The organism is Streptomyces sp. NPDC037301 (genome assembly GCF_055602785.1).
Genome location: NZ_JBVJWD010000020.1, coordinates 142770 through 153692, shown reverse-complemented (window position 1 = coordinate 153692; position 10923 = coordinate 142770). Strand labels below are relative to the sequence as shown.

Sequence of the window (10923 nt, the reverse complement as noted above, 5' to 3'; positions counted from 1 at the left end):
CCCCCCCCCCCCCCCCCCCCCCCCCCCCCCCCCCCCCCCCCCCCCCCCCCCCCCCCCCCCCCCCCCCCCCCCCCCCCCCCCCCCCCCCCCCGGCCCCGGTGCCCCAGGCGATCCGGGGAAGCCGCAGACCGCCGCCGATGATCAGGGCGGCCAGCAACAGCGCACCGCCCAGTGGCACCCAGGCATGCAGGAAGCCGGGTGTTCCGGTGCGTACGACATCGTCCGTGCCGGGCTTCACGACGACGGGGAAGTGATCGCCCCTGCGCGCCGCGACGGACTTCTCGATCGTCACCCGGGGGCGCGCGGCGGCCTGACCGGACGGCGCGAACGGTCCGGTGCAGACATCGGCGCCGCAGCCCGTGACGGTCATCGTGCCGTGCTCACGGCCCTTGGCCAGAACGATGTGGTGCGCCGAACTCCAGGAGGACAGCACGCCCGCGACGAGCAGCAGCAGGACGACACAGCCCATGGCGGCGCTGCGGGCGTAGACCAGGGCGCGGTGAGAGGAGCTCCGCTTCATGGGGAGCGATCCTTGGGCAGAGCAGCGCCCGCGGTCAACTTATGGCCGAAAATCGCTGGGGTACCGGCGGGAATGTCAGAGTTGTACGCGCTACGACCGTTGCTGCGGGCGTCAGGAGTTGTACGCGCTCTGCGCGCGCTCCAGACCCTCCGCGAGCAGGCACTCCACGGAGTCGGCGGCCCGGTCCACGAGGTAGGCGAGCTCCTTGCGCTCGGTGGACGAGAAGTCCTTCAGCACGAAGTCCGCGACCTGCATCCGGCCCGGCGGCCGGCCGATCCCGAACCGGACCCGGTGGTAGTCGGCCCCCATCGACTTGGTCATCGACTTGAGCCCGTTGTGCCCGTTGTCGCCGCCGCCCAGCTTCAGCCGGAGTGTTCCGTAGTCGATGTCCAGCTCGTCATGGATCGCCACGATGTGGTCGGTCGGCACCTTGTAGAAGTCGCGCAGCGCGGTGACGGGGCCGCCGGAGAGGTTCATGTACGACATCGGCTTGGCCAGGATCACCCGGCGGTTCTCAGGTCCCGGCGGGCCCATGCGGCCCTCGACGACCTGAGCCTGGGCCTTCTGCGCACGCTTGAACTTCCCGCTGATGCGCTCGGCGAGGAGGTCGGCGACCATGAAACCGACGTTGTGCCGGTTCGCCGCGTACTCGGGACCGGGGTTGCCGAGGCCCACGATGAGCCAGGGTTCGGTGGCGTCGGACATCTGCGCTCGGTCTCCTCGCGTACGGATGGTTCCGGGTGGCCCGGTTACAGGGAAACGGGGCGGCGGGCCCTCGAAGAAGGAACCGCCGCCCCGTCAGTGAAGCAGGGAAGGCGAGGCTCAGGCCTCGGCGCCCTCGGCCCCGGCGCCCTCGGCGGCCGGCTCCTCGGCCTGCGCGGCGACGACCTGGAGCACGACGGCGTCCTCGTCACCGGCCAGCACGGAGCCCTTGGGCAGCGGGATGTCCTTGGCGAGGATCGAGTCGCCGGCGTCCAGGCCCGCGACGGAGACCGTGACGGACTCGGGGATGTGGGTGGCCTCGGCCTCGACGAGCAGGGTGTTCTGCACGTACTCCAGGAGGTTGCCGCCCGGGGCCAGCTCGCCCTCGACGTGCACAGCGATCTCGACGTTGACCTTCTCGCCGCGCTTGACGGTCAGCAGGTCGACGTGCTCGATGTTGCCCTTGAGCGCGTTGCGCTGCACGGCCTTGGGGATGACCAGGGCGTCCTTGCCGTCGATCTCCAGACCGATCAGGACGTTGGCGGTCTTGAGCGCCATCATCAGGTCGTGGCCCGGCAGGTTGATGTGAACCGGCTCGGCACCGTGGCCGTAGACGACCGCGGGAACCAGGTTGGCGCGGCGGGTGCGACGGGCAGCGCCCTTGCCGAACTCGGTACGGGCCTGGGCGGCGAGCTTGACCTCAGCCATGACTGCACTCCTCGTATGGTGACGAAACTTGGACGGTCACCCGGCCCACGACAGGCCTGCTACGAAGAGCGCGTCGATAACGGACCGCCGTACACATGAGTACGGCCTCCCTCGCCGAGCAACTCGCTGAGTCTACCCGGCGGGGAGGCCGCACCCCAAAGTGGATCTTCTGTGCTGTGCTGCTTACTGCTCTTCGAAGAGGCTGGTGACCGAGCCGTCCTCGAAGACCTCGCGCACCGCGCGGGCGATCGTCGGGGCGATCGAGAGCACCGTGATCTTGTCGATCTCCAGCTCACCCGGGGTCGGCAGGGTGTCCGTGAAGACGAACTCGCTGACCTTGGAGTTCTTCAGACGGTCTGCGGCCGGACCGGAGAGCACACCGTGCGTGGCCGTCACTATGACGTCCTCGGCGCCGTGCGCGAACAGGGCGTCGGCAGCGGCGCAGATGGTGCCGCCGGTGTCGATCATGTCGTCGACCAGGACACAGACCCGGCCCTTGACGTTGCCGACGACCTCGTGGACGGTCACCTGGTTGGCGACGTCCTTGTCACGGCGCTTGTGGACGATCGCCAGCGGGGCGTCCAGGCGGTCGCACCAGCGGTCGGCGACCCGCACCCGGCCGGCGTCCGGGGAGACGATCGTCAGCTTCGAGCGGTCGACCTTGGCGCCGACGTAGTCGGCCAGGATCGGCAGCGCGAAGAGGTGGTCGACCGGGCCGTCGAAGAAGCCCTGGATCTGGTCGGTGTGCAGGTCGACGGTGAGGATGCGGTCGGCACCCGCCGTCTTCATCAGGTCGGCGACCAGACGGGCCGAGATCGGCTCGCGGCCGCGGTGCTTCTTGTCCTGGCGGGCGTAGCCGTAGAACGGCACGATCACCGTGATGGAGCGGGCCGAGGCGCGCTTCAGCGCGTCCAGCATGATGAGCTGCTCCATGATCCACTTGTTGATCGGAGCGGTGTGGCTCTGGATCAGGAAGCAGTCGGCGCCGCGGGCGGACTCCTGGAAGCGGACGTAGATCTCACCGTTGGCGAAATCGAAGGCCTTCGTCGGCACGAGGCCGACACCCAGCTGGTGCGCAACCTCCTCGGCCAGCTCGGGGTGGGCGCGGCCGGAGAAGAGCATCAGTTTCTTCTCGCCGGTCGTCTTGATCCCGGTCACAGCACAGTCTCCTCAGACGTGTTTCTGGCGCTGCACGCATGTGTCCCGATGTGCAACGAGCCAGCCGAAATGGGGTGAGCATCTATCACGGTACGCCGTGCACGGCGCACCTGTTTCCGGTCAGCTTTCGCCGTCGTGCTCCGGGGCGGCGGCCTGAGCTGCCTGCGCGGCGGCACTTCCCGGACGCTTGCGGGCCACCCAGCCCTCGATATTCCTTTGCTGGCCGCGGGCGACAGCCAGCGAACCGGACGGTACGTCCTTGGTGATGACCGAGCCGGCCGCGGTGTAGACGCCGTCCCCGACCGTGACAGGCGCCACAAACATATTGTCCGACCCGGTACGGCAGTGTGAGCCGATCGTCGTGTGGTGCTTGGCCACGCCGTCGTAGTTCACGAAGACGCTGGCGGCACCGATGTTGGTGTGATCGCCGATCGTCGCGTCGCCGACATAGCTCAGGTGCGGGACCTTGGTGCCCTCGCCGATCGTGGCGTTCTTCATCTCCACGTAGGTGCCGGCCTTGGCCTTCGGGCCGAGCTTGGTGCCGGGCCGCAGATAGGCGTACGGGCCGACCGTCGCGCCCACGCCGACCTCGGCCCGGTCCGCGACCGTGTTGTCCACGCGTGCGCCCGCGTGCACAACGGTGTCCGTGAGCCGGGTGTTGGGGCCGACCTCGGCGTCCTCGGCGAGATGCGTGCTGCCGAGCAGCTGGGTGCCCGGGTGCACGATCGCGTCCCGCTCGTAGGTGACGGTGGCGTCGATCAGTGTGGACGCCGGGTCCACGACGGTCACACCGGCGAGCATGGCCCGCTCCAGCAGCCGCTGGTTCAGCAGCCGCCGGGCCTCGGCCAGCTGGACCCGGTTGTTGATGCCGAGGATCTCGCGGTGGTCGTCGGCGACACAGGCGCCGACCCGGTGTCCGGCCTCGCGCAGGATGGAGAGCACATCGGTGAGGTACTCCTCGCCCTGGCTGTTGTCGGTACGGACCTTGCCGAGGGCGTCCGTGAGCAGCCGGCCGTCGAAGGCGAACACCCCGGAGTTGATCTCCCGGATCGCACGCTGAGCGTCGGTGGCGTCCTTGTGCTCGACGATCTCGGTGACCGCACCGCCGGCCGGGTCGCGGACGATCCGGCCGTAGCCGGTGGAGTCCGGGACCTCGGCGGTCAGCACGGTGACGGCGTTGGAGTCGGCCGTGTGGGTGGCGGCGAGCGCGGTGAGCGTCTCGCCGGAGAGCAGCGGGGTGTCGCCGCAGACGACGATCACGGTTCCCTCGACGGTCCCGCCGAGCTCGTCGAGACCGACGCGCACCGCGTTTCCGGTGCCCCTCTGCTGGGCCTGGTAGGCGGTCCGCAGCCGGTCGTCGACGGCGGTGAGATGCGCGCTGACCTGCTCACTCTCGTGGCCGACGACCACGACGAGGTGTTCTGGGTCCAGCTCGCGGGAGGAGGCGACGACATGTCCGACGAGCGAGCGCCCGGAGATCTCGTGCAGAACCTTGGGGGTCTTCGACTTCATGCGGGTGCCCTCACCCGCTGCGAGGACGACGACGGCTGCCGGGCGGTTGGCGCTCACGGAAATGCCCTTCGGCTTCGGGTGGTGGACACCCGAAGGATACCGGGGGGGTATGGGGCGGACATGAGTGCGGGCCCCGACCGGTGAGGTCGGGGCCCGCACGAAGCGCTCCCGGGGAAGGAATCGAACCCTCATTCAATGGACCAAAACCATTTGTCCTGCCTTTAGACGACCCGGGATAGTTCGCCCTTTGTGTCCGATTTTGATGATCGGCTCGTTTTGCAGCCCCTACTATGCCGCACCACCAGCCTTCGATGCGACGGTATAGGTCGGCACTTTTGAGAACGCGTACGACCAGGCAGCCCCGGTAGTCCTCGCCGACGTTCTTCCGGTTCGTCCTGGGGTTGTGTTTCTTGATCGACGTCTTGCCGAACGACGCACTGTCGGCGCCGGTCAGATCCCTCCAGTACTGCTCGGCTGCGGTCGCGTCTGCCGTCTCGTGGATGTGGACATGGAAGCGCAACTGCTGCGCACTCACGCCGAGGAGTTGGAGCCACGACAGGAAGACCTCGATCATCCGAGGGTCGCTGTTGATGAAGGTGACTCTCTCTGCGAGGCGATGAGGTTTGGACTTCGACCCCTCCGACCAGTACAGGCCGACGCCCAACAGGAAGAGCTCGCGTTCACTCAGCGTGCCGATCTCGTCCGTCGCATCCTGCTTCGTCTTCCGGCGTTCCGCCTCGCGCCTGCGAAGCGTCGCCTCCCAGCCCCGCCGGGCGATGGCTGACGCCTCCTCCCGCGTCCGGTTGCGCTCCGGCTTCGGGAGATCCCGCACCCACAGTGAGATCGAACTCTTCGAGCAGCCCAGCTCCACCTGGATCCGGTCGTATGTCATGCCCTGGCGCCTCAGTTCCCGCGCCTTCTCCCGCAGGTCGTCCTTGGCGTTCGGGCGCTTCGTCCACTCCGGGGCGGGCTCGCCCTCCAGGAGGCGGTTCAGGATGTCGTTGTTGTCCACGAACAGCCGGTCGCGGATCTGGCGGCGGCTGAGGCCCTCCCGGCGCAGGGCGATCGCCTGCTCGCGCAGGCCTTCGAAGTCGGCGTACTTGCTCGTGATTTCCGTCATGCGACAAGCGTTGTCCGGAATGCGGACGTCCGGTGCGAAAGCCTGATCGATTCACCATTTCAAGCGATAAGTGGTTGTTCTGTCTCTGTTCGGCAGACGCACGTGCTGTCCAGGTCGTCCGAAAATGAGGTGCGCCCGCCCGTAGGCTGGACCGCATGACCGCAACGGGGGCATACCGGGAAGCCGCGGGTGGGACCACCCGCGGCTATTGGTGGTGGGAACGGCGGCGCGCTGTCGCTCTGGACGTGGGGCTCGCGCTCCTGTCGGCGCTGGAATGCGCACTGGAAGGGGTGGAGTTCGCCGGGAACACCGGGCTGCCGGTGCCGGTCGGCGTCGTGTTCGGGCTGCTCGCGGGGGCCGTGCTGGTGGTGCGGCGGCGCTGGCCGATCGCCGTGGTGCTGGTGTCGATCGCGACGACGCCCGCCGAGATGGGCTTCCTGATGGGCCTGGTCGGCCTCTACACGCTGGCCGCCTCCGACGTACCGCGAAGAATCACCGCGGTGCTGATGGGGATGTCCTTCATGGGGACGTTCATCGTCACGTACGTACGGCTGCAGCAGAGCGTCTCCCAGCAGACCGACTTCGGGCGCGACGACTGGTACGTACCGCTGATATCCCTCTTCATGTCGCTCGGGCTCACCGCACCGCCCGTGCTGTTCGGCCTCTACATAGGGGCCAGGCGGCGGCTGATGGAGAGCCTTCGGGAGCGGGCGGACTCGCTGGAGCGGGAGCTGTCGCTGCTCGCCGACCGGGCCGAGGAGCGGGCCGAGTGGGCGCGTACGGAGGAGCGCCACCGGATCGCCCGCGAGATGCACGACGTGGTCGCCCACCGGGTCAGCCTGATGGTCGTGCACGCCGCCGCGCTCCAGGCCGTCGCGCCGAAGGACCCGGCGAAAGCGGTGCGGAACGCCGCCCTGGTCGGCGACATGGGCCGCCAGGCGCTGACCGAGCTGCGCGAGATGCTCGGGGTGCTGCGGAGCGGGGAGCCCGTGGCGGCCCGGTCCGCGAAGCCGCCGCTCGCCTCGGTCGGCCGGGCGGCGGCAGCCGCGGCGGCCGCCGCCGCGGAGGACGGGCCCCGGCTGCACGAGGTGGAGACCCTGGTCGGGGAATCCAGGGCGGCCGGCATGACCGTGGAGCTCTCGGTGGACGGCGAGGCCCGCCCGTACGCGCCCGAGGTCGAGCAGACCGCGTACCGGGTGGTGCAGGAGGCCCTGACGAACGTGCACAAGCACGCGGCGGGCGCGAAGGCGTGGGTGCGGCTTGCGCACCGGGGCTCGGAAGTCGCGATGCAGGTGGAGAACGGTCCGTCGGACGCCGCCACGGCGGACGCGGGGCTGCCGAGCGGGGGCAACGGGCTGGTCGGCATGCGGGAGCGGGTGCTGGGCCTCGGCGGCGTCTTCGTCTCCGGCCCGACGGATGCGGGAGGCTTCCGGGTGTCGGCGGTACTGCCGGACCGGGGGGCGGCCTGACCCGCCCTGCGGCCTCGCTTCGTCCCGGATCGCCAGGCGGGCGATTCCGGCCCGTCCGGCGTCCGAGGACGGAACCGGGACGGTGGGTTGCCGGGGCGGACTCGTGACCGGGCACGGCCGGGAGCCGTCTTGTCCTCGATCGCCGGGCGGGCCGGAATATCAGGCCGCTCAGCCCAGGACGAGGCGCTCCGGCTGGATGCCGCCGACCAGCGTTGCCAGTGCCTGGTCGATGTCGGGGCCGAGGTACCAGTCCCCGGTGTGATCGATGCTGTACACCCGCCCCTGCGTATCGATCGCGAGGACGGCCTGCCCGTCCCCCTCCTCGCCCAGCGGGCTGACCTCGGTCTTCAGTGCCCGGCCGAGGTCGCCGAGCGTGCGGGCGAGATGCAGTCCGCTCAGCGGATCGATGCGCACCGAGGCCGGTGCGATCTGCCGGCCCGGCGCGGACGCCGTGATGTGCAGTCCGCCGAACTCCGCCCATGCCTCCACGGCCGCCGGGAAGACCGCGTGCTGATGACCGGCGGGCGACGCGTGCGAGCGCAGTGCGTCGGCCCACTCCTCGGCCTGCCGGATGTCCCATCGGCCGGGCTGCCAGCCCGCGGCGCGCAGGGTGGCGTCGACGGCGACGGGGAAGCGGGTCGAGGCGTGGCGGTCGCGGCCCGCGGGGCCCGCCTGTTCGGGTAGGTCGGTTCGGTCGTGCATCGGCGCGCGGTCAGCCCTTCTCGGCGGTGGTCGCCGCCCCGGTGGTCGTGAGGTCGACGGGGCGTACGCCGAAGTGGGCGAGCATCGCCTCGCAGGAGCGGCACGGCGGCGCGTAACTGCCGTGCATCGGGTCGCCGTCCTCACGGATGCGCCGTGCGGTGAGCCGCGAGTGCTTCAGGGCGCGGCGGGCCTCGCCGTTGGTCAGCGGCTTGCGCTGGGCCCGCTTGGAACGGCCGGCTTCGGCCGCGGTGAGCTGCCGGGAGAGCAGTATCGCCTCGGGGCAGCGACCGGTGAAGCGTTCACGCTGGCCGCTGGCGAGGGTGTCGAGGAAGTCCTGGACCAGTGGGTGCAGTACGGGTGGCTGGTCGCCCTTGCCCGCCGTGCAGGTGAGCGTCTCACCGCGTACGGACAGCGCTGCGGCCACCGCGGGCAGGATGCCGTCGCGGCGGTGGTGCAGCCGGGGTGTGAGGCTGGTTCCGGTGTTGCTCCAGCTGAGGCGTGGATCCCCGGATGTGGCTGTTTGTGCGCTGTGCATGGTGCTTTTCCCTCCCGTGCCCGCAGCGGTAGCTGCGCGATGTGCACGCCCCCGAGTTCGGTGACAGCCTGCCAAATGTCCCGGCTGGTGGGGAAGCTGGGGCGGGGAAACGCGTCTCCGTGTCACCCGCCAGTGGCAGGAGCATCGCTCGTCAGTCACGTCGCTGTGACGGTTCGTGACGGAAGAGGAGAGGGGTGGCGTAGGGGCGAGACCCGCTCTTGCGCCACCGCATAGGCTGTGCCCGGACCGCCCCCTTGGGCAGGTCGGTCCTCACCCGTCAGACGCAGCAGGGGGCAACCGCCATGACGACAGGTCGGCTCGGGCAGCAAGCCGCGCCACCGAACGCGGCCTACGCCGGGCAGCTCGTGCATTTCCCGGACCCGGTCCGGGCGTCCCGCCACCCCAGAGGTGTGCGCATGGACGAGAACGGCAGCCCGGACTTCGCGCCGTACGCGCGTGCCGCCGCCGAGATCGCCGAGCCCCCGCAGGGCTTCGGCGTCGATGAACTGCGGCTCACCGACTACGTCTCGGCCAACGCGGCGCTGGCGGCGAGCGGCCATGAGCTGTGGGACACGATTCCCGCCGTCGCCACCCCGCACGGCTGGACCTGGCACCACGTACCCGGCGGCCGGCGCATGGTGCTGGTCCCGGTCGAGGTCAAGGCGCTGCTCAGGCACCACGGCGGTCTCGCCGCCACCGCGGTCGACCAGAACAAGCGCGGCACCCGCCCGCTGCAGGAGACCAGGCCCGCGCACTTCCGGCTGCCCAAGGGCGCCGTCGCGGTGAGCGAGCAGCAGATCCTGGGCGTCGAGGAGGACCTCGGCTACCGGCTGCCCGGTGCCTACCGCTCCTTCCTCAAGGCGGCGGGTGGCTCGGCCCCGGTCGGTGCGGCGCTCGACGCGGAGCTCGGTCTCCTGGTCGACCAGCCGTTCTTCACGGTGCGTGAGGAGGCCGCCGTGAACGACCTGGTGTACGTCAACAAGTGCCTGCGGGACCACCTCACCAAGGACTACCTGGGCGTCGGCTTCGTCCAGGGCGGCATCATCGCGGTGAAGGTGAAGGGCAACGGTGTCGGCTCGGTCTGGTTCTGCGCGTACGACGACGCCCGGGACCAGGACGGCTGGAACGTGCAGGAGCGGGTGGACCGGCTGCTGCTGCCGTGCGGCGGCGACTTCGACGCCTTCCTGCAGCGTCTGGCGGGCAATCCGCCGGAGCTGGAGACCGTGGCGAACCTGATGGTGGACGGCGGCTTCGCGCGGGCCGTCCCGGTGGAGGGGTGAGCGCGATGGTGACCTTTGCGCAGGCGCAGGAGCGCGCGGACGAGTGGATCAACGGCGACGTGCCCGCGTACCAGCACCGCGAGGTGCGGGTACGGGAGTTCGAGCTGGGCTTCGTGGTGTGGGGCGAGGACCGTGCCGAGGGTCCCGTCTCGGACGGCGGACGGCAGCGGCTGGTGATCGCCAGGGACAGCGGTGAGGCCACCCTGTGGCCGGGGCTGCCGGTGGGCGAGGTGATACGGCGGTACGAGGAGGAGTACGGCGCACACGATGCGGCACCGGACGCTCCGGAGCCGCCGCAGCGCATCGACTTGAACCAGACGTCCTTCCTGTTGAGCCCCCCGGAGTGGCTCCAGGAAGCGGCCGACAAGCTGGGCATCCCGGACCGTCGGGCGGACCGGGACGGTGACGCGGCCCCTTCGGCCCCTTCGGCCCCTTCGACCACTCCGCCCCCCGTCGCCCCTGCTGCTCCCGCGCCCGCGGCTGCGCAGGGTTCGCCGGGCGGGCCGGTCGCGTACGAGCCCACCGCCAACGACGGCGTTCCGGCATCCCCGCCGAACGTGCCCGTCGGATCGACCCCCTGGGCCGGGACCGACACCAACGCGGGCTCCGACGACGGTGCGGTGCCCCTGCCGGCCACGGTGTTCGCACCGCCGCTCTCGGGCGCCGACGACGACGGCACCCCGCCGCCGGTCGTACCGGCCGATGCGCCGACCGCCCTGATGTCCGGTGGCAGCCAGTTGCCCCGGACGGCGGTCGTCCCCGGCCTGGACCAGCAGGGAATCGGCACACCTGCACCCGGAACACCTGCCCCGAGTGGACCGAGCGCTCCGAGTGCTCCCGGCCTTGGCGCCGGTGACATCGCGGATGCGGCCACCAGTAAGGCCGTCGTGCCGCCGCGCGGTGCGCGCGGGGGCGGTTCGACGACCCCGCCGCCGCCCGGTGCCCCCGGCACCCCGGGCGCCAGGCCAGGTGCTCCCGGCACCCCGGGCGCCAGGCCAGGTGCGCCCGTGCCACCGCCCTCGGGACCGGGTGCGCCCGGCGCTCCGGCGGGCGGGTACCTGCCGACGCAGCTCGTCCCCCAGCAGGGCCCGCCCGGCGCCCCGCAGCCGCCCGGCCCTCCGGGGCCTCCGGCGCCCCCTGCTCCTCCTGGTTCGACGTCTCCGCCGCCCGGTGGCGGGGTGCACCACGCGGCGACGATGTTCGCGGACCCGAGTATG

General features: G+C 70.8%; 8 protein-coding genes, 1 tRNA gene and 3 pseudogenes. 3 read left to right on the top strand and 9 right to left on the bottom strand.

Going from position 1 to position 10923, the window contains the following annotated elements; genetic code table 11:
• Window positions 1–85: 85 nt before the first annotated feature.
• The 7 genes and pseudogenes from ACZ7IB_RS28745 to ACZ7IB_RS28715 all read right to left on the bottom strand — a co-directional run.
• Window positions 86–520 (bottom strand): annotated as a pseudogene (locus ACZ7IB_RS28745) (hypothetical protein); the annotation flags it as partial.
• A 111-nt stretch (window positions 521–631) separates the two neighbouring features.
• Window positions 632–1225 (bottom strand): aminoacyl-tRNA hydrolase, encoded by a 594-nt coding sequence (pth, locus tag ACZ7IB_RS28740; RefSeq protein ID WP_470916693.1) that lies wholly within the window; start codon window positions 1223–1225, stop codon window positions 632–634.
• 117 nt (window positions 1226–1342) lie between these two features.
• Window positions 1343–1930, bottom strand: coding sequence for a 50S ribosomal protein L25/general stress protein Ctc (locus ACZ7IB_RS28735; protein WP_470916692.1), 588 nt, complete (start codon window positions 1928–1930; stop codon window positions 1343–1345).
• A gap of 183 nt (window positions 1931–2113) precedes the next feature.
• Window positions 2114–3088, bottom strand: a complete 975-nt coding sequence (locus ACZ7IB_RS28730) for a ribose-phosphate diphosphokinase (RefSeq protein ID WP_470916691.1) — start codon at window positions 3086–3088, stop codon at window positions 2114–2116.
• A 120-nt stretch (window positions 3089–3208) separates the two neighbouring features.
• On the bottom strand, window positions 3209–4657 hold the full coding sequence (gene glmU / locus ACZ7IB_RS28725) for a bifunctional UDP-N-acetylglucosamine diphosphorylase/glucosamine-1-phosphate N-acetyltransferase GlmU (RefSeq protein WP_470916690.1): 1449 nt from the start codon (window positions 4655–4657) through the stop codon (window positions 3209–3211).
• A gap of 108 nt (window positions 4658–4765) precedes the next feature.
• Window positions 4766–4836 (bottom strand) — tRNA-Gln (locus ACZ7IB_RS28720).
• Window positions 4837–4850: 14 nt separating this feature from the next.
• Window positions 4851–5720, bottom strand: a pseudogene (locus tag ACZ7IB_RS28715) (hypothetical protein); the annotation flags it as partial.
• Between the two features lie 155 nt (window positions 5721–5875).
• Between ACZ7IB_RS28715 and ACZ7IB_RS28710 the strand changes: the two are divergent.
• Entirely contained in the window at window positions 5876–7189 is a 1314-nt protein-coding gene (locus tag ACZ7IB_RS28710; RefSeq protein ID WP_470916689.1) for a sensor histidine kinase, read from the top strand.
• Between the two features lie 168 nt (window positions 7190–7357).
• Here ACZ7IB_RS28710 and ACZ7IB_RS28705 read toward each other — a convergent pair whose 3' ends face one another.
• Both ACZ7IB_RS28705 and ACZ7IB_RS28700 read right to left on the bottom strand, forming a co-directional pair.
• Window positions 7358–7891, bottom strand: a complete 534-nt coding sequence (locus ACZ7IB_RS28705; protein ID WP_470916688.1) for an SUKH-3 domain-containing protein — start codon at window positions 7889–7891, stop codon at window positions 7358–7360.
• Window positions 7892–7901: 10 nt separating this feature from the next.
• Window positions 7902–8426 carry a YwqJ-related putative deaminase gene (locus ACZ7IB_RS28700; protein ID WP_470916687.1) on the bottom strand — a complete coding sequence of 175 codons (525 nt, stop codon included), beginning with the start codon at window positions 8424–8426 and terminating at the stop codon, window positions 7902–7904.
• 302 nt (window positions 8427–8728) lie between these two features.
• Here ACZ7IB_RS28700 and ACZ7IB_RS28695 point away from each other — a divergent pair, with 302 nt between their 5' ends.
• Together ACZ7IB_RS28695 and ACZ7IB_RS28690 are read left to right on the top strand one after the other, a co-directional pair.
• The gene (locus tag ACZ7IB_RS28695; RefSeq protein ID WP_470916686.1) at window positions 8729–9706 is read left to right on the top strand and encodes an SMI1/KNR4 family protein; all 978 of its coding nucleotides are present in this window, start codon (window positions 8729–8731) and stop codon (window positions 9704–9706) included.
• Between the two features lie 5 nt (window positions 9707–9711).
• A pseudogene (locus ACZ7IB_RS28690) lies at window positions 9712–10923 on the top strand (SUKH-4 family immunity protein); the annotation flags it as partial.